This window comes from Labilibaculum antarcticum (assembly GCF_002356295.1).
Taxonomy (GTDB): Bacteria; Bacteroidota; Bacteroidia; order Bacteroidales; family Marinifilaceae; genus Labilibaculum; species Labilibaculum antarcticum.
In genome coordinates this window covers 2572528-2596885 of the sequence record NZ_AP018042.1, presented here as the reverse complement: position 1 = coordinate 2596885, position 24358 = coordinate 2572528, and the positions used below count along the sequence as shown (strand labels likewise).

General features: G+C 35.2%; 21 protein-coding genes. 10 read left to right on the top strand and 11 right to left on the bottom strand.

From position 1 onward, the window contains the following. Nucleotides 1-10: 10 nt before the first annotated feature. The 4 genes from ALGA_RS10225 to ALGA_RS10210 all read right to left on the bottom strand — a co-directional run bounded on the left by ALGA_RS10225 (nucleotide 11) and on the right by ALGA_RS10210 (nucleotide 2560). Nucleotides 11-793, bottom strand: coding sequence for a hypothetical protein (locus ALGA_RS10225; RefSeq protein WP_096429222.1), 783 nt, complete (start codon nucleotides 791-793; stop codon nucleotides 11-13). A 78-nt stretch (nucleotides 794-871) separates the two neighbouring features. Further along, the gene (locus tag ALGA_RS10220) at nucleotides 872-1408 is read right to left on the bottom strand and encodes a DUF4178 domain-containing protein (RefSeq protein WP_096429221.1); all 537 of its coding nucleotides are present in this window, start codon (nucleotides 1406-1408) and stop codon (nucleotides 872-874) included. A gap of 31 nt (nucleotides 1409-1439) precedes the next feature. After that, a complete protein-coding gene (locus ALGA_RS10215; protein ID WP_096429220.1) occupies nucleotides 1440-2144 on the bottom strand; it encodes a PspA/IM30 family protein in 705 nt (234 codons plus the stop codon). A 20-nt stretch (nucleotides 2145-2164) separates the two neighbouring features. Then, nucleotides 2165-2560, bottom strand: a complete 396-nt coding sequence (locus ALGA_RS10210) for a YbjN domain-containing protein (protein WP_096429219.1) — start codon at nucleotides 2558-2560, stop codon at nucleotides 2165-2167. 463 nt (nucleotides 2561-3023) lie between these two features. Here ALGA_RS10210 and sucC point away from each other — a divergent pair, with 463 nt between their 5' ends. Both sucC and sucD read left to right on the top strand, forming a co-directional pair. After that, entirely contained in the window at nucleotides 3024-4187 is a 1164-nt protein-coding gene (sucC, locus tag ALGA_RS10205; RefSeq protein ID WP_096429218.1) for an ADP-forming succinate--CoA ligase subunit beta, read from the top strand. 5 nt (nucleotides 4188-4192) lie between these two features. Then, nucleotides 4193-5071 (top strand): succinate--CoA ligase subunit alpha, encoded by an 879-nt coding sequence (sucD, locus tag ALGA_RS10200; RefSeq protein ID WP_096429217.1) that lies wholly within the window; start codon nucleotides 4193-4195, stop codon nucleotides 5069-5071. Between the two features lie 190 nt (nucleotides 5072-5261). Here the strand turns inward: sucD and ALGA_RS10195 are convergent, their stop codons facing one another. Beyond that, a complete protein-coding gene (locus tag ALGA_RS10195) occupies nucleotides 5262-6404 on the bottom strand; it encodes a Fic family protein (RefSeq protein WP_162845428.1) in 1143 nt (380 codons plus the stop codon). A gap of 233 nt (nucleotides 6405-6637) precedes the next feature. Here ALGA_RS10195 and ALGA_RS10190 point away from each other — a divergent pair, with 233 nt between their 5' ends. The 3 genes from ALGA_RS10190 to ALGA_RS10180 all read left to right on the top strand — a co-directional run bounded on the left by ALGA_RS10190 (nucleotide 6638) and on the right by ALGA_RS10180 (nucleotide 12112). Further along, a complete protein-coding gene (locus ALGA_RS10190; RefSeq protein ID WP_096429215.1) occupies nucleotides 6638-7903 on the top strand; it encodes an OmpP1/FadL family transporter in 1266 nt (421 codons plus the stop codon). A 180-nt stretch (nucleotides 7904-8083) separates the two neighbouring features. Beyond that, nucleotides 8084-10063, top strand: a complete 1980-nt coding sequence (locus ALGA_RS10185; RefSeq protein WP_096429214.1) for a tetratricopeptide repeat-containing sensor histidine kinase — start codon at nucleotides 8084-8086, stop codon at nucleotides 10061-10063. A 132-nt stretch (nucleotides 10064-10195) separates the two neighbouring features. Beyond that, nucleotides 10196-12112: a tetratricopeptide repeat-containing sensor histidine kinase gene (locus ALGA_RS10180; RefSeq protein ID WP_096429213.1), complete on the top strand. Its 1917-nt coding sequence runs from the start codon at nucleotides 10196-10198 to the stop codon at nucleotides 12110-12112. 39 nt (nucleotides 12113-12151) lie between these two features. Here ALGA_RS10180 and ALGA_RS10175 read toward each other — a convergent pair whose 3' ends face one another. The 6 genes from ALGA_RS10175 to ALGA_RS10150 all read right to left on the bottom strand — a co-directional run bounded on the left by ALGA_RS10175 (nucleotide 12152) and on the right by ALGA_RS10150 (nucleotide 18728). After that, nucleotides 12152-13114 carry a GHMP family kinase ATP-binding protein gene (locus ALGA_RS10175; RefSeq protein ID WP_145957609.1) on the bottom strand — a complete coding sequence of 321 codons (963 nt, stop codon included), beginning with the start codon at nucleotides 13112-13114 and terminating at the stop codon, nucleotides 12152-12154. Between the two features lie 6 nt (nucleotides 13115-13120). Next, complete coding sequence (mvaD, locus tag ALGA_RS10170) at nucleotides 13121-14173, bottom strand: diphosphomevalonate decarboxylase (protein ID WP_096429211.1); 1053 nt, start codon at nucleotides 14171-14173, stop codon at nucleotides 13121-13123. 18 nt (nucleotides 14174-14191) lie between these two features. Beyond that, a complete protein-coding gene (locus ALGA_RS10165) occupies nucleotides 14192-15118 on the bottom strand; it encodes a GYDIA family GHMP kinase (protein ID WP_096429210.1) in 927 nt (308 codons plus the stop codon). Between the two features lie 3 nt (nucleotides 15119-15121). Then, a complete protein-coding gene (locus ALGA_RS10160; RefSeq protein ID WP_096429209.1) occupies nucleotides 15122-16453 on the bottom strand; it encodes a hydroxymethylglutaryl-CoA reductase, degradative in 1332 nt (443 codons plus the stop codon). 124 nt (nucleotides 16454-16577) lie between these two features. Then, nucleotides 16578-17573 (bottom strand): beta/alpha barrel domain-containing protein, encoded by a 996-nt coding sequence (locus tag ALGA_RS10155; protein ID WP_096429208.1) that lies wholly within the window; start codon nucleotides 17571-17573, stop codon nucleotides 16578-16580. A 9-nt stretch (nucleotides 17574-17582) separates the two neighbouring features. Beyond that, nucleotides 17583-18728, bottom strand: a complete 1146-nt coding sequence (locus ALGA_RS10150) for an acyl-CoA dehydrogenase family protein (protein ID WP_096433570.1) — start codon at nucleotides 18726-18728, stop codon at nucleotides 17583-17585. 280 nt (nucleotides 18729-19008) lie between these two features. On the opposite strand from ALGA_RS10150, the gene ALGA_RS10145 reads away from it, so the two are divergent. The 5 genes from ALGA_RS10145 to ALGA_RS10125 all read left to right on the top strand — a co-directional run bounded on the left by ALGA_RS10145 (nucleotide 19009) and on the right by ALGA_RS10125 (nucleotide 24356). After that, on the top strand, nucleotides 19009-19449 hold the full coding sequence (locus tag ALGA_RS10145; RefSeq protein WP_096429207.1) for an NfeD family protein: 441 nt from the start codon (nucleotides 19009-19011) through the stop codon (nucleotides 19447-19449). 123 nt (nucleotides 19450-19572) lie between these two features. Then, nucleotides 19573-20694: a DNA alkylation repair protein gene (locus ALGA_RS10140; RefSeq protein ID WP_096429206.1), complete on the top strand. Its 1122-nt coding sequence runs from the start codon at nucleotides 19573-19575 to the stop codon at nucleotides 20692-20694. Between the two features lie 242 nt (nucleotides 20695-20936). Further along, the gene (locus ALGA_RS10135; protein ID WP_096429205.1) at nucleotides 20937-22064 is read left to right on the top strand and encodes a DUF4249 domain-containing protein; all 1128 of its coding nucleotides are present in this window, start codon (nucleotides 20937-20939) and stop codon (nucleotides 22062-22064) included. Nucleotides 22065-22085: 21 nt separating this feature from the next. Next, the gene (locus tag ALGA_RS10130; protein WP_096429204.1) at nucleotides 22086-23213 is read left to right on the top strand and encodes a DUF4249 domain-containing protein; all 1128 of its coding nucleotides are present in this window, start codon (nucleotides 22086-22088) and stop codon (nucleotides 23211-23213) included. A 21-nt stretch (nucleotides 23214-23234) separates the two neighbouring features. Next, nucleotides 23235-24356 (top strand): DUF4249 domain-containing protein, encoded by a 1122-nt coding sequence (locus ALGA_RS10125; RefSeq protein ID WP_096429203.1) that lies wholly within the window; start codon nucleotides 23235-23237, stop codon nucleotides 24354-24356. The last annotated feature ends 2 nt before the right edge of the window (nucleotides 24357-24358 follow it).

The window sequence follows — 24358 nt, the reverse complement described above, 5'->3', positions numbered from 1 at the left end:
ATACAATGGTTTATTTTCCAAATCCACCGCTGCGTGAGCGAGTTGAACTTGTTCTGTATCTTGATGAACTTCTTGTTGTTTTAGCCGAAGATCTTGCCCTGCTGGCACTCGCTGAACGACTTACCCTGCTTCGAACGTTATCTTTAAATGTAGAAGGTTTGCTTCCCCACTTGCTACTACTTCCCGAACCGGAAGAAGTATATGACTTGGTTCCGTAAACGGGACTACCTCCTCTAGGACCATAATATCCGCGAGAACTTCCATAATATCCACCGCCACGGTAATCATTGTAATAAGAACGTCGGTAGGATCCCATGTTGAACATGTGCGACATAAATGCATATTGGCCGTAAAATGCCCAGAAAGAAGATCCTCCACGATTTTCCCATCGCCCGTATTTCTCATTTCCAACATAGTGATTGTATCCTGCAGGTACAGCCTGCTTGGTCACAACCCCATCCTTTTTGGAAGCAATTTCCATTCCCATATTATTCATATTCTGAGAGAAGAAAGTCGCGCTTACCTTTTTCCAATCTAATTTTTGTTCCAGTACAGTGTCCGGACGCTGAATGAGTACCTGATATTGATGACGATAATCATCAGAACTTTCATTGGCATCCATATCCAATAAAATAATGGAGAAGTTCTGTTCATTATTCATGCCTTTGATCAACTCATCAACAGGAGATTTCTGAAATGTTTTTGCACCTGACGAAGATTCTGATCGACTACAGGTTTTTGCAATAAAAAACACGACAATAATCCCAATGATTACTTTAGTTAAAGTGTTCATAAATTGTAATTTATAATTATGAATTAAGAGTTATAAACGATGAGTCTTTGACTTTCATTTATAACTCTCACTGCTAATTTATTTCGGTAGTATATTAGATATTTCGAATTCCTTAATTGCCTTACCGGCCGAAGCTTCGAATTCTTTTTCCTCCCATTGCTCAATGGTAACAATAAATTCTCCGGATTCATCAACAAAATCCCATGAAATAAATTCGACCCAATCTTCACCCCGTGTTTTATCATTAAAGTAACCTGGTGATTCCTGATCCAATAAATATTTTTTATCCTTATAGATTAGAGTCTTTGGAGGTTTCTGAAGATTCATTAAATCAGTTAAAACATTATCGCCCAACTCACGAACCTTAATCTTATCGCAAACCGACAGGCTTATTTCATCATCTTCCTCTATTGAAAGAAAAAGTGTTTTACTGCCATTGTTAATCTTATATTCTTTAGAGAAATAATTATCGCCCCAATCGTACTCATAACTCGCTTGCACTTCCCAGCTCGACAGATCATATTCAAAAACAAAACCAACATCCAGGTCGGTAACCCGGATATTGGTGCTGTCGTATTTCGGCTGTTTCCGTTTAAAAAAATCGGTAAATCCCATTTTTAATTTCGTTCAAATTTGTAAAAAACAGCTATTCTTTATTCTTCATTTTCGCTTTTAACTCTTCCAGTGAATTTGATGCTTTCACATTAGTTTCGTTTAAAGTTGAGTCAATTTCATCATCTAAGCTACGGTTTTCAAAAGCAATATCACCGTATGCTTCAGCCATTGCCTCTTGCTGCGCTACTTTATCTTTCATTTTCTCTAACATCCCAACTGTACCAGAACTATCAATACCGGAAAGTTGTTTGTTAATTTTTTGAGTAGCCTGACTTACACGTGCACGGGCTTTTAAAGTCTTCAACTCATTCTCGTAACGGGTAATGGTCGATTTCAATTTCTTAACATTCGAATCTAATTGGCTAATGTTGCCATCAAATTTAACAACTTCTTCCTGCGATCTTGCTACCGTAGAAATTGCATCTTCTTTTTTTGCCAAGGCCTCGGTTGCCAAACGCTCCGCTTCCGACATTTCAATCTCGCCTTTTTCAGCTTTTTGCAATAATAACATTGCCTTTTGCTCGTAGTTTTTCGCTACTGATTTTTGTTCATTCAGTTCTCTCTTGCTACGAATTGCCATCGCTTTAACTTCAGCTAAAGCCTGCAAACTTTTATCCAAATCATTTTTTAGATCTCTGATTCCCTGTTCGGTCATCTTAATCGGATCTTCTAATTTATCTATAGCGGCATGAGCTTCTGATTTACCCACGTTGAATAATCTACTAAAAATTCCCATTTGTATATTGGTTTATTTGGTTATAATTTTGAATATGAAATAATCTCTTCCGAATACTCACTTAATAACAATTCTAATGAGTTAAGTGTTGCCTCTAATTCATTCTGATCTAAATTCTCCAACGGTAGAGTATCTCTAAAAAGAACTTTTTTCCCAGATTCATCCAGAACAAATGCACCATGAACTATTTCTCTGTTCTTTTGAAGTAATGCTTTATAAACTTCAGGTTTCTCAGCATTCAATTCAAATAATACTCCTTCAATAATCAAAATTGGATCCTCACAATCAACAATTAGATTTGCAATTCCACCTTCGGGATTTTCAACCACAAACAGCTCTTCTGCAATATCTTCTTTTACAATATTGAATTCTAAATTCAACAAATAATCTTTAACCTTGTTATAGTATGTGCTCATTTTTCTTTGCTTTTTAATTTACGGATTAAAAATAAAACAATCTGTCAACATAATAAAATATTTATCTTCATTGGCCACACTCAATAAACAAGTTTCTACTATGGTCTTTTTGCTTTGAGTTTGAAATTACTAAATATGATAGTCTCTTCCCACATTTTATCGGGAGAATCTTCATTTTATTCGATAAATGGAAGTTTTTACATGTTTTTCGGTTCGCAAACAGTAAATCATCCGATTTTCATCCCCTCCAGACATCTCAATATTTCAGAAAAATAAAAGATTCAAAACTCTTTTGAATTTACAGCAAATGCCCTTTTTATTTCATGCAGATATTTATATATTTAGGTTCGTCAAAAAACTAAGCATTTAAATAGTAATTGTTACCGACCTGCTTACTTGTTCAAAAACGATAAACACAGATCATTAGCATGTCTTTTCCAAGCCTAACAAAAAATTAGTAAGAATGAAGATTCACGAATATCAAGCAAAGGAAATTTTACGATCGTTTGGTGTACCTGTTCCAGAAAGCAAAATTGCTTTTTCTGTTCAGGAAGCTGAAAAGGCTGCAGCCGAAATTGGTCTGCCCGTAGTAGTAAAAGCCCAAATCCACGCAGGTGGAAGAGGAAAAGGTGGAGGTGTTAAATTTGCACCTACAGCTCAAGATGTAACTCGTTACGCAAACGATATCCTGGGGATGACTCTAATAACACACCAAACTGGTCCGGAAGGAAATTTGGTAAAAAAAGTTTTAATAGAAGCCGCTTCGAATATCGATCGCGAGTTGTATGCCGGAATTGTAATGGACCGAGCTACCTCAAAAGTTACCTTTATGGTATCTACTGAAGGTGGAATGGAAATCGAAAAGGTTGCTGAAGAAACTCCTGAAAAAATTATGAAGGTTGCAGTTGATACAGCTGTTGGTTTACAAGCATTTCAAGCCAGACAAATGGCATTTTCTCTCGGTTTAACCGGAGATGCTTTTAAAAATGGGGTTAAATTCCTAATGGCTCTTTACAATGCATACATAGGAACTGATGCTTCCATCTTTGAAATCAACCCATTGGTTGTAACCAAAGAAGGTGATGTAATTGCTTTAGATGCTAAAGCCAATTTCGATGACAATGCATTATATCGTCATAAAGATATAAGTGCTTTGCGCGATTTAGATGAAGAAGAGCCTTTGGAAATTGAAGCTGGCAGATCGGGCTTAAATTACATTAAATTGGATGGTAATATTGGTTGTATGGTAAACGGAGCCGGACTGGCAATGGGAACTATGGATATTATTAAACTACAAGGTGGTGAACCAGCTAACTTTCTTGATGTTGGAGGAGCTGCTTCAGCAGAAACAGTTGAAAAAGGCTTTCGAATTATCCTTTCGGATGGTAGCGTAAAAGCTGTTCTAATTAATATTTTTGGTGGTATTGTACGTTGCGACCGTGTTGCAAAAGGAGTTATTGAAGCCATTAAGAATATTGATACTAAAGTGCCAATTGTGGTTCGCTTACAAGGAACTAATGCTGAAGAAGGTAAAAAGCTTTTGGAAGAATCAGGAATGAATATTATTGCAGCAACAGAATTGAAAGATGCTGCCGAAAAAGTAGTAGCCACCCTTAAAACAATTTAAGCATAATGAGTGTATTAGTAGATAAAAACACAAAGCTGGTGGTTCAGGGAATCACTGGTTCCGAAGGGACTTACCATACCCAACAAATGATAGAATATGGGACTAATGTTGTAGCTGGAGTTACTCCTGGTAAAGGCGGACAGCTATTTATGGATAAAATACCCATTCACAACACCATGAAAGGTGCTGTTGCAAAAACCGGTGCAAATGCATCTGTAATATTTGTTCCGCCACCATTTGCAGCCGATGCAATTATGGAAGCGGCAGAAGCAGGTATTTCTTTGGTTGTCTGTATTACCGAAGGCATTCCTACTTTGGATATGTTGAAAGTTCATGAATACTTGAAGAAATTTCCTAAAACAACACTGATCGGTCCTAACTGTCCGGGAGTTATTACTCCGGGTGAGGCAAAAATTGGAATTATGCCAGGATTTATTCACAAACCAGGTACAATTGGTATTATTTCCCGATCGGGAACTTTAACCTACGAAGCTGTTCATCAGTTGGGCGAAGCTGGATTAGGTCAATCAACTGCAATTGGTATTGGTGGCGATCCAATTATTGGCACCAAGCACATTGATGCGGTTAAACTTTTAAATGCAGATCCTAAAACTGAAGCCATTGTTTTAATTGGTGAGATTGGTGGATCGGATGAAGAAGATGCTGCGGCTTACATCGCTAAACACGTAGACAAGCCAGTTGTTGCATTTATCGCAGGCCAGACAGCTCCTCCGGGCAAACGCATGGGCCATGCCGGTGCTATTATTGCTGGTGGTAAAGGAACTGCCGAAGAAAAGATGAAAGCTTTGACTGCTGCCGGAATTCATGTGGTAAAATCGCCTGCGGATATTGGTAAAAAAATGAAAGAAGTTTTGGGTAGATAAAGCCTAACTAAAATAAAAAAGGAGTTTGATTCATGTCTGAATCAAGCTCTTTTTTTGCATTATCCTTTTCTACCAAATGAACTTTAGTCTTGGCCATAAAGCTAAATGGTATAATGCCGATGTATGTTGAGTTGGGGGCGTAGATGAGCTCGCGAATTTAGGATTCAAACGAAACAACAATCGGCACGACTTATAATTCAAACAATTTTAAGTATTCCCACAAATAAAAAACTCTATTTCTGCGGGCACCTGCGTATTCCTTAAGCAAACCATGAGTCTCAAATTCCTTCACCAATAAGTTCGCAGATTGAAAGCTCAATTGCAACTTATCCTTAACATCACTTACCGACATAAAAGGATTCGAATAAAACTCAGACAGCAATTGTTTGGCCGACTGTTTCCTTTTTTTGCCCATATTGTCTTCAATAACCGACTCGTAATGCTTAGTGAGGCTTTCAACATTTCCCAAAAGATCCTTACTATGAATTGCTGTTTCCTTTATCCCCGCGAGGAAAAATCTAATCCACTGCTCAATATCATTCTTAGTTCTGATTAAATTCAAACGATGATAATATTCCAAGCGGTTTTTTTCAAAGAAAATTGACAGACAAAATATAGGACGAGCCACAAATTTTAAGCTGATGATTTCAAACAAGATCAATGTTCGGGCTGTTCTCCCATTCCCATCCAAAAAAGGCAGTATATTTTCAAACTGATACAAGGAAATGGCCATTTTAATTAATTGTGGTAATTCCAAATCATCATTTCGCCAGAATTTTTTACCATCATTAATTAATATTTTCAATTCATGTTTATTGGGTGGCGTATAATTCGACTCTTCTTTAAAAGGATTCTCATGAGCCTGAAAAAAAGATCTAATTTTCCCACCAAATTCTTCTTTAGCAGGAAGATCAGCACATAGAATTTTATGTGCCTCTTTTATCAAACGAACAGACAATGGAAACTTTTGCAGTTCATTTACACCCCAACGTATCGCCTTAATATGATTTGCGATTTCCTTTTGTGCGTATTGACTTTTAAACGATTGCGAAATATCTGGAACGAAAGCTTGATACAAATCACTCTTATTGCCTTCGATAAGATTTGATGCAATAACTTCCTGAGCCACAAACAACGGAACATGTTTATCGATTCCAGGAAAAAATTTGGAATAGGCATTTAGCTCCCCTAATTCAAGCATGGCAGCTTCTAAAAGTATATTGATTTGTTTATCGTTCCATTCAAACGAACGATTAATTAAAGAGGGCGTAATACTTTTGTAGCCTTCTTTAAAACTTTGATAAACAAAATCACCTCCCGTTTTTTTATTCACGTTTACGCTCATATAATTGAATAAGGAATTATTATTCAGGTTAAAAGTATTAATAATTTAATAAAAACTAACACGAGTACCAAACCCGATCGTCTTACTTATAAATTTAGATACATCCATACATACTATAATCATTGGTGCACATTAGATTTAAAGTCCTACAAATACAATGTCTTACTTGCAATACATATAAATTGGATTATATTTCCCCCGAATTAATTAATCATCTACTTATGATAAGAAAAATATGTTTAGCTCTTGCAATACTTGCAATGGCGGTAAATGTAAAAGCTGAAGGTTACGCTGTTAACGTTCAAGGCAATAAACAAACTGGTATGGGCCATGTTGGTACTGCATTAAATTTTGATGCTAGTAGTATGCAATGGAATCCCGGGGCTTTAGCCACACTGGATCAAAAATATAGTTTCTCGGTAGGAGGATTTGCTACGATAATTAAGACTGAATTTACTGGAGCTCTAGGAAAAGAAGAAACAGATAACCCAACAGGAACTCCATTCTATTTATATGGATCGATGAAAGTAAATGAAAAGCTTGCTTTTGGTTTAGGTGTTTACACCCCATTCGGTAACAAAGTTGACTTTGGTAAAACCTGGTCTGGAAAATACTTGATTCAGGATATTAGTTTAAAAGCTATTTACATTCAGCCTACAGTTTCTTATCAACTTACTGACTGGATTAGTGTTGGTGCCGGTCTTAATATTGTATACGGCAGTGTAGAATTAAATAGAGCTCTTCCCTTAGCTTCACTTGGAGCTCCAGACGGAGAAGTAAATATTAGCGGTAGTAACATTCAGTATGGCTACAATTTAGGTATCTTCCTTCAACCAACAGAAAAATTAAACATTGGACTTTCATATCGATCTCAAGTAGATGTAGAATTAGAATACTCTGATGGAGACGTTGATTTCACTGTAATTGATCCTGTTTCTCCTTTATTTCCTGACGGTGGTGTAGCTGCAACTCTTCCTTTACCTGCAAGTTTTAATCTTGGTTTAGCGTATCAAATTAATGAAAAATGGTTGGTATCTGCCGATGTAAATTTTGTACAATGGGATGAATACAAATCACTGGATTTTGATTTCGAAACAAATACAACTACTATGGTTTCAACTCCTGGAGGTCCTGTTGAAGTGCCTGTTCTTACAGACTCAAAAAGCACAAGAAATTGGAGTAATTCAGCAACATACAGAATTGGAGCTCAATATTCTGCAAATGAAAAATTAGACATTCGTGCAGGTTTCTATTATGATGAAACTCCAACAAACAAGGCATTTTATACACCTGAAACTCCAGGTGCCAACAAAATTGGTATCTCAGCAGGTTTATCTTATATGCTAACAGATAAATTAAGCGTGGATGCTTCTTTGTTGTATATCAAAGGAGAAAAAATTACTGCTGTTGATGGAAATTCTGGATTTGGCGGAGAATATCAAAACACTGGGTTTTTACCAGGAATCGGTGTTTCGTATAATTTCTAAGTTTAAAATCACAAAATATAGTTACAAAGCCTGATCGTTTGATCAGGCTTTTTTTAGTGCATGTAAAACCTAATACACCAAAGAATAAGTATTGCATACTCCTTACTGATCTGATTTTGATTCATTTTAATTAAAACATTAGTATTAATTATTTAAACAATTTCTTTAATTTACGCAGGAATGAAATCGATAATAACTATTGATTTCCATCACCACAAATTCATAATTATGAAGCTATTGCGTGCTACTCTGATTTTTATATTGATTTCTTGTTATTCCTCTACATTCGCCAATGTATTTAGTCCAAATAATAAGCAAGAAGAAAATCCTGCTACTCAACAAATAACCCACTTTTTAGACTCATCTGTCTATTTACGCAACAGTTCCATAGATAAGAGTATTGCTATTTGCCAAAAGGCCATTGAAATGGCAGAAGAGACTCAGGATCCGAAGCTTCTTTCAAAAGCTTATAAAACACAAGGAATCAATTATTACATTTCCGGAACAACCGATTCAGCTTTCCTTTATTACAATAAAGCAATTCCGCAATTTGAAGCTCTTAATTCAAAATCGGATATTGGAAAAGTATTGGGAAATATTGGCCTGTTATATAAAAGACAAGCCAAGTATGACATGGCTCTGGAGTATTACCTGCGAAACCTAAACATCTATAAAGAAATTGATTACCGCGAAGGTCTAGGAAGTGTTTTCAACAATCTGGGTAACCTTTACTACTTGCAAGAGAATTTAACTACAGCCGAAAGCTATTATCAATTAGCTCTTTCTAACTTTAAAAATTTCAAAAACTCCAAAGAAATAGCGAATGCCTACTGCAACCTTGGCGCAATAGCTGAACAAAACAAGAACTTCACAAAAAGCTTAGACCTTTATACCCAATCACTTCATGAGAATTCTAAAGTTGGGGATGTTTTATTCGACTCCAAATTACTTTTCAATATTGGCTATTTATATCACTCTCAAAACATACTGGATTCTGCCACTGTTTATGTGAAAAAAGCTGAGAAAATTAGAATTCAGATTGGAGATAAGCATGGTTTAATTAGTGCGAAATTAGAACTGGCCAGAATCGCAATGAGCGAAAGAAATACCTATTTGGCGGAAAAATACCTTCAGGAAGCTGACCAATTAGCAGTTAAAAATAACATGCTTAAATGGCGATCTGAAATTCTAAATTCCTTAACGAACATATATCGTGAAAAACAAGATTTTAAAGAGGCATTTGTTAGTCAAAGCAAGATGATTCAAGTAAATGATTCTTTAAATAAGATCTCTTCAAATAATCGTTTTTCAGAACTTTCCATAGCATATGAGACAGAGAAAAGTCAACAAGAGTTGGAACTTTTACAACAAAAAAGCCAAATACAGCATCTTGAATTAGCCAAGAAAAATTCTTGGCTTATTATTCTAACGATAGTCATGATATTGGGTGCTCTTGCCATCATGGTTTCTTTACGAATTAACCGATTAAGAGCAGATCATAAGATCATGGATTTGCGCCAAAAGGTGCTTTTAACTCAAATGAATCCGCACTTTCTATTCAATTCATTAACCGCAATTCAGAGTTTTATTCTTGATAAAAAGAATGAAGAGGCCAACAATTACCTTTCCAGATTGGCCAGTTTGGTAAGAGGTATTTTAGAGAATTCCAGAGAAGAATTTGTATCACTTAGAACAGAGCTTGAAACTTTAAGAGACTACATCGGTCTGCAAAAGTTGCGATTTGAGAATGAAATAAGTTATGAATTTGAAATTGATAAAAATATTGATCAAGATCAGGTTCTTGTTCCACCGATGCTTGCACAACCATTTGTAGAAAACGCTTTAGTTCATGGAATGCTAAGAACCAATCCCAACGCCCAAATACAGGTGAAGATCTCACTTAACAAGAATATGGATTTGCTTCGATTTCAAATTAAAGACAATGGAATTGGTATTGATGAAGCCAAAAAGAACAGACAAAATAGAAACCACAAATCTGTTGCCACATCAATTGCCTTAGACCGAGTTAAGATTTATAATTTTAAATCAGCCAAAAAAATGAAGTTTGAAATCATCGATTTAAAACATCAAGATCCAAAATTACAAGGAACACTTGTCTGTTATTCTATTCCAATAAACCTAAATGGCTACAAAAGCTGATTCCCCAAATTAAATGAGACGCAAAATAAACTCTTGTTGTAACAACTTTTTATAGCACTTTCTATGTTCAACGATATAAAAATAATGCAATAAATATTGTACTTTTTCCTGTAACACCCTTATTTTTACGGCATGAAACATCTACTTCTTCTGGCTCTCATATACTGTTTATCACCAAATCAACTATTCTCAAGCAATTTAAGCTCTGATGATTTAAAAAAGCAAACCTTACAAGAGAAACAGGTAGCGGAAACAGTAAAAAAAGCAGAACACTTACGCGATTCATCTTACGATGCAAGTATTAAAGTTGGAAAACAAGCCCTCGAATTAGCTCTAAAAACTGACAATGCAAATATTTTAGCCGCTACCTACAAGTCTTTGGGAGTTAGCTACTTTTATCAGGGTGTTTTTGATTCATCAGAATATTATTACAAAGAAGCTATAGCACAATATAAAATAGTAGGTGATACACTAAATATTGGTAAAGTAACCGCAAATATTGGAATTATATGCCGCAGAACAAGAAGATACAACGAAGCTTTACAAGAATACATCAAAGCCTTAAACATATACAAATCTGAGCATTATGAAAAAGGAATAGGAAGTGCCTACTTAAATATTGGAGGAGTACATCAAACCTTAGCTGATTTTGACAGAGCTTTAGAGTACTACCAATATGCCCAACAAATTTATGAGAAATTGGGCGACAAGAAAAGACTAACAAACATCTATATTAATATGGGTGTTCTGCATAGTGAACTCGGAAATCAAGATTTAGCACTTTCTTATCGGCTTCGAGCTTTAGACTTAAATAAAAAAACAGGCGATACACAACTCCAGTCAACCATTCTTATGAACATTGGTCAATCGTATCAGGCAATTAACCAAACTAATCAAGCATTGGATTATTACGACCTTTGTGAAGAACTTCGAATTCAACTCAACGACCAATGGGGACTCAGTAAAATATTTTTACTAAAAGCTACTGCTTACGATGAGATTGAGGAAAATAAGAAAGCTGAAGAGTATTATCAAAAATCCATTCAATTAAGCAAAGAAAACCACTTGCCAAACGATTTACTAGAAAACTATTTCTACTACTCGCGTTTTTTAGAAAAAAGGAATCAGCCTGTTCTAGCAATTAATTATCTAAAAAAGCATCATTTAATTAAAGATTCTTTGATTGCGATTTTTCAAAACAGTGCTGTAAAAGAATTAACAGCAAAATATGAGTCGGAACAGAAAGAAAAAGAACTAGAAGTTCTTCAGCAGAAAAGTCAAATACAGCATCTTGAATTGGGGAAAAAAAATTCGTGGATTATCCTTCTAATAGTAGTGATGATTTTGGGCGTTGTTGCCATCCTGTTCTCTTTACGGATTAATCGATTACGAGCAGACCATAAAATTATGGATTTGCGCCAGAAGGTACTGTTAACACAAATGAATCCGCACTTTTTATTCAATTCGTTAACGGCCATTCAGAGTTTCATCTTGGATAAAAAAAATGAAGAAGCGAATAACTATCTTTCACGATTGGCAAGTTTGGTTAGGGGTATTTTAGAGAACTCACGAGAAGAATTTGTCTCGCTTAGAACAGAGCTTGAAACATTAAAAGACTACATCGGTCTGCAAAAACTACGATTCGAAAATGACATTAGTTACAAATTTAAACTTGACCAAAATATAGATCAAGATCAGGTACTTGTTCCACCGATGCTTGCCCAACCTTTTGTTGAGAATGCCTTAATTCATGGAATGTTACGAAACAATCCGAATGCCCAAATACAGATTAATATATCGCTTACTGCCAATAAGGATTTATTACAATTTCAAATTAGAGACAATGGCATCGGTATTGATGAAGCCAAAAAGAACAGCGTAAATAAGAATCACCAATCTATTGCAACCTCAATTGCTATGGACCGGGTTAAGATCTATAATTTTAAATCAGCTAAAAAAATGAAGTTCGAAATCATTGATTTAAAAAATACAGATCCAAAACTAAATGGAACCCAAGTAACTTATAGTATTCCTTTAAATATTGCCTAATACCGATTGTAGTTTCATTTGGGATAAAATAATTTATTACTATTTTTCATTCTCATAAACCGTCACTATATCATATCCCTTTTCCAACAAAAAATCTTTTGTGGTGGAATAATTTCTGGTAAAACCCAGCAAATAACCACCTCCACCAGAGCCACAGAGTTTCAGCCAAAATCTTTTCGTGATTAATCCCTCCTCCCACAAATCCAGAAAATTATCAGGAATCATTGATTTAAAATTGGTCAACTGAAATTTTGATAGTTTACTCAAGTCAGAAAAAAACGAATCAGCATTTCCACTCACCAATTCCTGAATACACTTATCATTCATTGGAATTAATTTTTCTTCCATTAAATTGGAAAACTCTTTATTTTCACAATTCTTCAAAAATGAACGAACCAATGGTTCCGTATTTCCAGATTTCTGTGTATTAATTAAGAATATTGCACTGTCTTCACCAAATTTTTTCCCAGGCAAGCTAACTTGTTCAATTTCATTTTGATTGTGAATTAACAAAGGAACCTTTAGATAGGAATTAAGAGGATCAAGACCTGAGCTTTTACCATGAAAACCAGCTTCCAACTGTGCTAACACAGTCTTTAAGCGAATTATTTCTCCATTTTTCAGTTTCTTACTATTCCCAATTGGTTTGATTCCATATTTCTTGTAAACAGAAGCACACAAGGCACCTGAACTCCCTAAACCATAACTCTCCGGAATACTCGATTCAAAATACAATCCATTTTGTATGTCTTTTTCAAAAGCAAGCAAATCAATTAAGGCATCATATTGACAAGCATTGTCATTAAGGTATTTTAAGAACTTAAGCAGTTCCAAATTTGATCGTTTGGCAAAATTTCGATCGGTATATTTATCATCACCAATAAAACTCAGCTCTCCATTAAAATGAGTATAAGGAATACTTAAACCCATAGAGTTTAGTAAAACACTGTACTCCCCAAAGAGTAATATTTTCGCATAAAATAAGTCAGGATGTATTCTCACAGCGCTCTAAATTTTTATTTTTTGTGGGCCATCCCCTTTTTCATCAACAATATACTTTCCCTTTTCCAGAAACTGAGATAATTCTGAATCAATAAAAGGCACTACTTTTCCCTCTTCCGATTTAGGATACATCAAGTGTATATTTGGTCCAGCATCTAAAGTAAATCCGATAGGAATATGACTACTCAACCGAAAAGATCTAATTCTCTCAATTAATTCAAGAGTATTAGGTTTCAACAAAGTAAACGAAGGTGTGGAATTCATCATTAATCCGTGTAAACTTAAAGCTTCATTTTCCATTATTTCAACAAACTCCTCCAAATCGCCTGATTTTAATACACCCAACATTCTTTCAAAATGTGAATTTGCCTGAGCAAAACGAGCTGTTGCATAAGGATGATTTACCATTAACTGATGACCTGCTGAACTGGAAACTTCTTTCTTTTTAGAACTAACCAATAGAATTGCATCTTGAAAATCCTGAAAAACAGGATGAGTATATTCCGAAAAAGGAACCGCATACTCATCGGAAGATTTGGGAAAAGAATTACTTTCTCCCCAAGCAACAAAACCTCCATAAACAGATCGGGAGGCACTTCCTGAACCTAATCGTGCAATTAGGCTGGCTTTCCGATAAAACTCCGCATTCTCCACTTGCACTCCTGTAATTTCCTCCTCCATGCTACACAAACAAAGAGCCACCGAACTCATTGCTGAAGCAGAACTTGCAATTCCTGTAGAGTGAGGAAAGGTATTTTCTGAAGAAATGGACAATTGAAAATCTTTCAAGAATTTAAATTGACTGGGCAAACTTTCAAAGAATTTAGCAATTCGCTGTTCAAATAACACTTGCCTTTTGCCTTCAAATAAAAAACTCAAATGATCTCCATCACCCATTGTCTTATAGGTAAGCTTTGTACGAGTTAACGAGTTTTTTAGAGACATGCTAATGGAAGGATTGCAAGGCAGCTGATAGCCTTTCTTTCCCCAATATTTAATTAGAGCAATATTTGAAGGACTTTCCCAGCTAACAGATCCTGAATTATTAGTATTTTTCATCGCTTAACAGCAAATAGATTAGTTTGTTCCCAGTATCATTTCTTTCCAGGAAAAAATGGTTCTTAATCCGGCTCTATAAAAATAGGAATGAATTTCTTTTGTACTCAAATCACTTCTTACCATAACAAAATCACCTCCCCAAGCTCCAAGTGATTTTATGGAACCTTCAAAATCAGGAAATAATTTTTCTTTAACACATTCTTGCCCCAACAATTCAGATACTAAAAACTCGTGGAGCTTAATCACCTTATCGAATTCCTGTGAATTTTTAGCTGAAAGCATATCTTTACTCAGTTGAGTTAGCTCGTCCAGTTTTTCTTGCTCACACGTACTATCATTCAAAAAAGCATGAACAGAATCACGGCTCTTTTGCTTTTTACCCAAATAGACAAAGTACAACTGACTCATGAATTTTTCGGGGAAAACGACAGGATATATTAACGGATGACTACCATATCGCCGAAACAGAATCGGTTTGCAGTAATTAGCACAGGCAATATCAAAACCAGATCCATTTGAAACCAAAGAATGCAAATCGTATGGATTTACTTCTGCCCATTGTGCAACATTATTTATTAAAGTGGAACTGCTTCCTAAACCCCAACTTCGATCAAAATCCATTTCAGTCCTTATTTTTAAACGGCTTAGATTCAGAAAGGACGGATTTAATTTCTTGGCTTTATTCAAAAGAAAACAAACAAAATCTTTTTCAGTTTTCCCTTCGTTAGTTTGAATCTCAATTTCCTGATCCGAAATTGAAAATTTCAGCCATAATTTTCCTTTTTCGTAAGCAAGCCATTCCAAATCCGTTTCTTCAGATTCAAAAACTTCCAATACTTGTCCATACTTTAAAGGGATAGCAAGTGCCAAAGCTCCGTGCAATACAAGGTATTCACCTGTAAGCAAAAATTTAGCGTTCGAATAATATTTAAATAAAGGTTTCAAATTCTATTGTAGCTTAGTTCGTAGTGACTTTATAAAGGCTTCCACTTCGCTGTAAGAAACTGTCTTGTGAGCAAAATATTCCAATGCCTGTTTCTTTTCTTCGTAATCGGCTTTTAAAGAATTTAGCAAATTCGACAAATGCATTTTCATATGTCCTTGCTGAATTCCCGTTGTGACCAATGATCGCAAAGCGCCAAAATTATTAGCCAATCCGGCAGCAGCCGTAATCATCATTAATTCTTTAGCCGAAGGTTTCCCAAGCAATTCCAATCCAAACTTTGCCAACGGATGTAAGCTTGTTAATCCACCAACTGTTCCTAATGACAAAGGCATCGTTAACTGATATCGAAATCGGTTATGAGATATACTGGCATGTGTTAAACTCTTATATTTCCCGCTTTGAGATGCATAAACATGTCCGTTTGCTTCAATGGCCCGAAAATCATTTCCCGTGGCCAAGGCTACAGCATCAATTCCATTAAATATTCCTTTGTTATGAGTCGCCGCCCGATAAACATCCAGTTCAGCTATTTTCGAAGCTTTTTGAAATTTAGCTGCAAATTCTTTTCCGCTTAAACCCGGATGAATTTCATCTAACTCATCAAGACTGCATTCCACAGAACACTCAACAAGACAGTCTGGAGTATAATTAGAAAGAATGGACATGATAACTTCACATTCCCGTTCCAGATCTGAAAGACCTTCGTACTGTTTAAAGAATCGTTTCATTTGCTGGGCCATTTTCTCTAAACAAGAGTTGATAAAATTGGCTCCCATTGAGTCGGCAGTATCAAAAGTAACATGCAATTGATAGTAGCTTTCCATTTCATCGGTGCGATTCACCAACTGAATACCTTGAATACCACCACCTCTTTGGCGCATGTTTCTGGTTATTTCTTTCGTTGCCTGATACAAATCGAATTTTAATTCAGGCAATAAATCATTCAACTTTTCCGAATCACCTTTCCAAATAAAATGAACTTGCCCTGATTTCACGACTGAAACAACCCGAGCAGTAAATCCGCCATGACTGGCCCAAAATTTAGCCGATCTTGAAGCTGCTGCGATCACAGAACTTTCCTCAATAACCATTGGGATATGATACAAATGGTTATTTATCAGAAAGTTAGGCGCCACACCAAAAGGAAGATAGAAATTAGAAAGAGTGTTCTCACTAATATCATCCAATAAATCTTGTTGTTCTTTATTTTGCAGACGAAAACTATCTAACTGAGTCTTAATTTGCTCAGCACTACCCGTTAACTCGCCCATTTTCTCCATCTTCTCTTCACGAGATAATTTAGAAAATCCTGAAATGATTGCTTTCCGCTTCATATCTTTTTCATTAACTCTTTCGCTGATTTAGAACAAACCAACAAAATAATAAAATACTTCGAAGTCCTAAATTACATTTTTTCTATCGCTGTCCCAAAAAACAAGCACCTTTTTAGGTGAAACTCTATTTTCTGATGCGCAAGAAACTCTTGGCAAGCTGTAATCCTTTCCTTTGTGATTCTAAATACGCTCTTAATTCTTCATATGATTCTTTGGCATACTTTAACAGAACAGAAGCCTGTCCGTAAATGGCAGGGAGATTAGATTTCTCCATAAGATAGTACCCATCCAGAAAATTTTGAATTCCTCCTGAAATGATTACCTCCTTGCATTTCACCTGATCATCGGTAGCAAGAATCTCATTCACCCAATCCATCATTTGGCTAGCCGAATGACCTATTTGGGCCAAAGGTTCGAATAATTGAGTTTGAGAATCGGGATTACGCATCAACTCAATTTTTGCAAAATTAGTTCCTCCAAATGCCGCAAATTCAATTGCCTGAAGAGGAAGGTGCAGTAATGCCCGTAAACTTTCAGGCCCCATTCCCTGCCCAACTTCTTTTACTATAATTGGAAAATCAACTTCCTCGAGCAAGTATTCCAGACTTTCTATTGGAGATTGCTTTATTTGATCGCCTTCAGGCTGCAACCATTCCTGTAAGGGATTAACATGAATAATCAAACCATCAGCACGTAAACGACCAACAAGCCCAATAATCTTACTTACTTTTTTCTTTTGAATTAATTCTTCGAGTTGACAGATTCCTAAATTTGCATACAAAGGAAGATCATCTCCAATGATTGAACGAACATCAAAATCAGAAAAATTCTCATCACTATTCAAAAGAGACCTGCAAGAACCGAGTCCCATTCCCATTCCAAATTCAGCACAAGCACGAGCCAAATTTTGATTGATTTTGCCAGCCAATTCAGTTCCTCCAGTCATGCTGGAAACCCATATTGGTGTTTGCAGATCTTTTCCTAAGAAAGTAAAAGTGGTATCATCTTCTTTAGGATGAGAACTGAGCATGGGCTCATAATTAAATCGTTCATCCATCAAAGCGTCCTTCATCTGAGAACGAAAAGCCAACTCAATGTGATCTTTTTTTCTGTCTGTCATAATTTAAAATTAACAACCAATATGTCTTGAAATCACCAATCGAAGAATTTCTGATGTTCCTTCGCCTATTTGCAGTATTCGTTGATCGCGATAAAAACGTTCCACTTCTGATTCTTTAATTAATCCGTGTGCACCATGAATCTGAACAGCCTCATTCGCAACTTCCTGTGCCACTTCAGAGCAAAATAGTTTAGCCATGGCAGCTTCTTTTCCAAAAGAATAACCATTATCTTTTAACCAGCATGCATGATATAATAAATGTCGGGCCGCTTCAATCTTTGTTGCCATATCAGCCAATTTAAAACCAATTGCCTGAAATTTTGAAATCGGTTTACCGAATTGTTCTCTCTTTTTTGAGTAGGACAAAGCCATTTCGTATGCTCCCTGCGCCAAACCCAATCCCATTGCCGCAATTGTTAGTCGACCAGAATCCAAAGTTTGAAGCATTATTTTAGCTCCCTCGCCCAAATTACCCAACAAATTTTCCTTCGGAACTTTACAGTTCTCAAAAGTTAACTCCGCAGTATCGGAAGCTCGCCACATCATTTTACCTTTTAATGGCTTCGCCTTAAATCCATCTGTGCTTCGTTCTACTAATATAGCAGATAATTCCTTTTTTCCATTATCATTAGCAGTTACAACCTGCAAAGTTACGCCTAAAGACAAATCGGACGATGCATTTGAAATAAACTTCTTGCGTCCATTAATCCACCAATCCTCACCCTCCAAAATACCACTCGACTCTGTTCCCCTTGAATCTGAACCCGCATTGTCTTCCGTTAATCCAAAAGCCCAAATATTTTCTCCACTTGTTAATTTAGGCAGATATTTTTGTTTTTGCTCTTCACTACCAAAATAATAAATCGGACCAATTCCTAAAGAATTATGAGCGGCCAATGTAGATGCCTGCGATGCATCAACCTTTGCAATCTCCTCAACTGCTATTAATAGGGAAAGATAATCTTTTGCTTGTCCTCCATACTCCTTGGGTAAGTAAATCCCAAACAATCCCAACTCACCCATTCTATTGGTAAGATGAGAACTGAATTTTTCTTCTTCATCCAATTCAAAAGCCAAAGGTTTTACCTCTTTCTGGGCAAATTCCCTTACTTTTTCCCGAATTTTTTCGTGTTCTATTGTTATGTATGGGTTCATCATTCTTTACTTAGTTATGCATTTAGGATCTATAAGTCTTTAATAAGAGCGCAAACCTAATTAAAAAGTTCATTTTATCGAAATTATTTAGAATCATTTTCAATAACGAACTCCTAAGTCAAGTTTACCCGATAGATCAAAAACTTCAGCATCGCAGTAAAACCGCACATTTTCATTCAAAATAAAATTAGAAGTGTTGAATCAACCAAACTTGGCACACTTGACACTTGTTATTAACATATTCGCACCCTAAATTTATGCTTGCATTAAAAAGAATAAAATGGAATTAGAACTTTGGCATATTTGGTTATTACTGGCAGTAGGTCTATTCGTTATTGAAATATTTATTTCGACGTTCGTATCTGTCTGTTTTGGAATAGCTTCCCTAATAACCGGAATAGTCACCTATTGGGGATTTATTATTCCTGAACAATTACTTGTATTTATAGGATGCTCAGCATTGGGACTGCTTATTATTAAACCATATATTAAAAAGCACTTCATAAGTAACAAATACCAACCAGATAACGATTACCAAAAATTGATTGGTAAGGAAACCATTGTTATGGAAGAAATCAACGAGCGCAAAAACACGGGTAGAATAGTTCTTTCCGGATCGACCTGGAAAGCCAAATCTCAGTTCGGTGAAATAATTCCCAAAGATTCATTTGTAAAAGTATTGAATATAGACTACTCAGTTATTACGGTGAAAAATTTATAACAAAAAAACACCCTAAAACCCTAAAGGTTGGATGCTTGCATTCAGCCTTTTTATCATTTTGCCAGGTTCGCAATATTGACTAATTTATTGGATTCAATAATAATTCATAAATCGCAATACCTTATGGAAGAAGGATTTTTATTTAAGGATGTATATAACAAACACCTAATTGAAAATATGGCTTCCAATATGCAGAATTCATGGAGTGAATTCAATATCTCATCATTCGTAAATTCAATTGCACCAAAACTAGATGCTCTAAGCTTATCCAAACGTTCTCAACTGATATGCATAGAATTGTATAATCATCTTCCCAAGGATTACCCTAAAGCTTTGAAGATTCTTTTAAATTCGTTTAATCCGGAAATGGGAACAACCAAAATTCAAGGATTCGAAGGTTTTTACTATATGCCAATTGCCGATTATGTGTCTCGATTTGGATTAGAAAAAGAAGATTTTCAACTTTCTATAAATGCACTGATCGAAATAACAAAAAGATTTACATCTGAGAATGCAATTCGTCCGTTTATTAGAAAATTTCCAGAAGAAACATTTCAATATCTTCATCAATGGACCAATAATGAGAATGTACATGTTCGCAGGTTAGTATCAGAAGGAACCCGCCCAAAATTACCATGGGCATCACCACTCAGAGAATTTCAGAAAGATCCCTCTCCTGTGTTGGAGTTATTAGAAAAATTAAAGGAAGATGATGAACTCTATGTTCGAAGATCTGTCGCCAATAATTTGAATGACATCGCGAAAGATCATCCTGATTTAGTGGTAGAAACATTAACCCGATGGAATAAAACAAATAACAAAGGCACTCAATGGATTATTGGGCACGCTTCCAGAACTTTACTTAAACAAGGTCATCCAAAAGCATTAACTCTTTTAGGATATCTACAAAATATTAAAATTAGAGTAAACAATCTAAGAGTTAACCGCCCTACATGTCAATTAGGCGATGAAATAGAATTCTCTTTTGAGCTTGAATCTTTATCTGCTGACAAGCAAAATTTGATGATTGATTTTATAGTTCATTACATGAAAGCAAATGGCAGGACAGCACCTAAGGTTTTCAAGCTTTCGAAAAAATCAATTCCTGAAAATGGATGTCTTACTTTTAAAAAGAAAATATCTTTTAAACCAATCACAACAAGAAAACACTATTTGGGACAACATGAAATTGAGATCCAGATTAATGGTATGAAGTATGGAAAGGTGAGTTTTGTAGTAGAATGAGATTTTTTTTCCAGATCAATATTTCACAAAATCCTCCCACGATTTAAATTAGTATTACTATTACGCAACCAATCAAATTATTTATATCAATTAAATATAACAGTTATTCTTTGCATCTCGACATGTTCATACTGTATAATTATAGCCTCTGGCGATCTATTATAAATTACTCATCAATAATTCCTTATTTATAAACTTTAAATATTACTTTTAGTCAACCCGTTAATTAAACCTCTAACCTAATGTCCCCTTTCAAACTATTATTTTGTTGTGCTTTGCCATTAATACTGCTAAACACATCTTGTACAGAAAAATTCTATCCGGAAACTGACTCTGATGTTTCAACTTTAGTTGTTGATGGGAAAATTACAAATGAATCAGGCCCTTACGAGCTTAGATTATTCCGAACTGTTGATCTTATAAGAGTTGACAGTTTAAAACCAGAGGTAAATGCTGAAATTATACTGAAAGATGGCTTAGGAAATAGTGAATTTTTTCAGGAGGTTCGACCGGGTATATATCAAACGGAAAACAATATAATCAGAGGAACAGTTGGGCAAACATATTGGATCGAAATTGAAACCCAAACAGGAAAAAAATATGAATCAACTCCTGAAAAAATGCCACCACCTTATGATATTGAAAATATCTATGGAAAAGAAGAAGAAAAAATTACTAGTGCCACAGAAAAACAAAAAGTTGTAAATTTCTACTTCAATGCAAAATCCAATAGTCAGGATGCAAATTTCATTAGATGGGAATATAGAGAAAGTTATGAATGGAGATCTCCTGAAAATTTGAATACTGAAAAATTTACTGAAAACCCAAGTAAAATTTGTTTCCCAGTAACGAATTTCCCCTTAGTAAATATCTACGATGCGTCAGGGTTAAATTCAAAGATAATTTCAAAACAAGCTACCTCAACCATATATACCAATCAAGTAAAACTGTTATACAATTACTTAATTGATATGGCACTCTTTTCAACAACTCCAGAAAATTACAAGTTTTGGGAAAATATCAAATCTGTAAACTTTTCTGAAGGAGGTCTTTTTAGCGCAATGACGGCAAACATAACTGGTAATATGATTGCATGTGATGAAAACTGTCAAATAATTGGATACTTTGAAGTTTCCTCTGTTTCTCGATTACAAAAATTCTTTACAGCTAATGATTTCACTTTAGGTTTCGCAAAATATCCCGAAGAATGTGAAACTATGGAAATTAGAGAGTATCCTCCTGATCCAGCAAAATTTTATATACTCTCAAAAAAAAGAGTACAGGAAACTAACATTTATACAGTTCGCAGAAAGGAATGTTACGAATGTAATGTTGTTCATCCAGTAAACAAACCATCATTTTGGCCATAAATTAAATCCTATTTAAATTAAATGATACCAAAAACACGATACATAGTATTAATCAGTCTTCTTATTCTGAACTCCTGTACAGAAAAGTTTTTTCTTGATAGTAAATCAGAAAATACAATTCTTGTGGTTGATGGGAAAATTACGAACCAATCAGGACCATACGAGCTGAGACTTTTTAGAACTGTAGATTTAATAAAGGCAGATAGCCTGAACCCTGAGATAGATGCAATCATTATTTTAAATGATGCTTCAGGAAACAGTGAACTTTTTCAGGAAATTAGACCCGGTGTTTATCAAACTGTAAACAATATAATCAAAGGAACTGTTGGCCAAACATATTGGATCGAAATAGAAACTATTACAGGAGAAAAGTACGAATCAACTCCTGAAAAAATGCCACCACCTTTTGAAGTGGAATCGATCTACGGAAAAGAAGAAGAGGTGATTATTAGTGCCACGGAAAAACAAAAAGTAGTAAAAATATATTTTAATGCAGAGACTAATAATAAAAATGCCAACTATTTAAGATGGGAATACCGGGAAAGTTATGAATGGAGATCTCCTGAAAATTTAAATACTGAAACATTTACTGAAAATCCAAGTAAAATCTGCTACCCTGTTACTACTTTTCCATCAGTAAATATTTACGATGCCGCAAACTTGGATCTAAAATTTATTTCTCACCAACCAACCTCCACTATATTTACTAATGAGGTGAAATTATTATACAACTATCTAATTGATATCACCCTGTTTTCAACATCACAAAACAATTATGAGTTCTGGGAAAAAATTAAGTCGGTTAACTTCTCTGAAGGTGCTCTTTACGATATCACTCCCGCAAATATTGAAGGTAATATAACTGGATGTAACGAGGAATGCATGGCTATTGGATACTTCGAAGTATCATCCACAAGCAGAAAGCATCAATTTTTCACGGAAAATAATTTCACCCTTGAATTTGCAAATTATCCTGAAGAATGCGAATCTTTCGAAATAAGAATGGAAGAAGATTCTCCTGATCCCGCCAAATTTCACATACTATCAAGCAAGTCTGATGGGCAAGTCATAATATATACCATTCGCAGAAACGAATGTTATGAATGTAATGTTGTTCATCCTGCAAACAAACCATCATTTTGGCCATAAATCAAATCTGATTTCGATTAAATGATACCAAAAACACGATACATAGTATTAATCAGTCTTCTAATTCTGAGTTCCTGTACAGAAAAGTTTTTTCTTGATAGTATATCAGAAGATACAATTCTTGTGGTTGATGGGAAAATTACGAACCAATCAGGACCATACGAGCTGAGACTTTTTAGAACTGTCGGTTTATTAAAGGCAGATAGCCTGAATCCTGAGATAGATGCAATCATTATTTTAAATGATGCTTCAGGAAACAGTGAACTTTTTCAGGAAATTAGACCCGGTGTTTATCAAACTGTAAATAATATTATAAAAGGAACTGTTGGCCAAACATATTGGATCGAAATAGAAACTATTACAGGAGAAAAGTACGAATCAACTCCTGAAAAAATGCCCCCACCTTTTGAAGTAGAATCGATCTACGGAAAAGAAGAAGAGGTGATTATTAGTGTCACGGAAAAACAAAAAGCAGTAAAAATATATTTTAATGCAGAGACTAATAATAAAAAAGCCAACTATTTAAGATGGGAATACCGGGAAAGTTACGAATGGAGATCTCCTGAAAATTTAAATACTGAAACATTTACTGAAAATCCAAGTAAAATCTGCTACCCTGTTACTACTTTTCCATTAGTAAATATTTACGATGCCTCAAACTTGGATCTAAAATTTATTTCTCACCAACCAACCTCAACCATATTTATTAATGAGGTGAAATTATTATACAACTATCTAATTGATATCACCCTGTTTTCAACATCACAAAGCAATTATGAGTTCTGGGAAAAGATTAAGTCGGTTAACTTCTCAGAAGGTGCTCTTTACGATATTACCCCCGCAAATATTGAGGGGAATATAACTGGGTGTAATGAAGAATGCATGGCTATTGGATACTTCGAAGTATCATCCACAAGCAGAAAGCATCAATTTTTCACGGAAAATAATTTCACCCTTGAATTTGCAAATTATCCCGAAGAATGTAATGTTGTCGAATTTAGAGTGTATCCTCCTGATCCCGCGATATTTCATGTACTCAGAGAAATGTCTGATAATGGAACTGCAATTTTTATAGCTCGCAGAAATGAATGCTACGAATGTAATATTGTTCATCCAGTAAATAAACCTTCATTTTGGCCCTAAAA

Excerpts from the sequence above, each read along its gene's own strand:
- sucC (WP_096429218.1), top strand. The coding sequence starts at position 3,024 with ATGAAGATTCACGAATATCAAGCAAAGGAAATTTTACGATCGTTTGGT.
- ALGA_RS10130 (WP_096429204.1), top strand. The coding sequence starts at position 22,086 with ATGATACCAAAAACACGATACATAGTATTAATCAGTCTTCTTATTCTG.
- ALGA_RS10190 (WP_096429215.1), top strand. The coding sequence starts at position 6,638 with ATGATAAGAAAAATATGTTTAGCTCTTGCAATACTTGCAATGGCGGTA.
- ALGA_RS10220 (WP_096429221.1), bottom strand. The coding sequence starts at position 1,408 with ATGGGATTTACCGATTTTTTTAAACGGAAACAGCCGAAATACGACAGC.
- ALGA_RS10145 (WP_096429207.1), top strand. The coding sequence starts at position 19,009 with ATGGAATTAGAACTTTGGCATATTTGGTTATTACTGGCAGTAGGTCTA.
- ALGA_RS10160 (WP_096429209.1), bottom strand. The coding sequence starts at position 16,453 with ATGAAGCGGAAAGCAATCATTTCAGGATTTTCTAAATTATCTCGTGAA.
- ALGA_RS10185 (WP_096429214.1), top strand. The coding sequence starts at position 8,084 with ATGAAATCGATAATAACTATTGATTTCCATCACCACAAATTCATAATT.
- ALGA_RS10140 (WP_096429206.1), top strand. The coding sequence starts at position 19,573 with ATGGAAGAAGGATTTTTATTTAAGGATGTATATAACAAACACCTAATT.
- ALGA_RS10155 (WP_096429208.1), bottom strand. The coding sequence starts at position 17,573 with ATGACAGACAGAAAAAAAGATCACATTGAGTTGGCTTTTCGTTCTCAG.
- ALGA_RS10135 (WP_096429205.1), top strand. The coding sequence starts at position 20,937 with ATGTCCCCTTTCAAACTATTATTTTGTTGTGCTTTGCCATTAATACTG.
- ALGA_RS10180 (WP_096429213.1), top strand. The coding sequence starts at position 10,196 with ATGAAACATCTACTTCTTCTGGCTCTCATATACTGTTTATCACCAAAT.
- mvaD (WP_096429211.1), bottom strand. The coding sequence starts at position 14,173 with ATGAAAAATACTAATAATTCAGGATCTGTTAGCTGGGAAAGTCCTTCA.
- ALGA_RS10225 (WP_096429222.1), bottom strand. The coding sequence starts at position 793 with ATGAACACTTTAACTAAAGTAATCATTGGGATTATTGTCGTGTTTTTT.
- ALGA_RS10150 (WP_096433570.1), bottom strand. The coding sequence starts at position 18,728 with ATGAACCCATACATAACAATAGAACACGAAAAAATTCGGGAAAAAGTA.
- ALGA_RS10125 (WP_096429203.1), top strand. The coding sequence starts at position 23,235 with ATGATACCAAAAACACGATACATAGTATTAATCAGTCTTCTAATTCTG.
- sucD (WP_096429217.1), top strand. The coding sequence starts at position 4,193 with ATGAGTGTATTAGTAGATAAAAACACAAAGCTGGTGGTTCAGGGAATC.
- ALGA_RS10215 (WP_096429220.1), bottom strand. The coding sequence starts at position 2,144 with ATGGGAATTTTTAGTAGATTATTCAACGTGGGTAAATCAGAAGCTCAT.
- ALGA_RS10210 (WP_096429219.1), bottom strand. The coding sequence starts at position 2,560 with ATGAGCACATACTATAACAAGGTTAAAGATTATTTGTTGAATTTAGAA.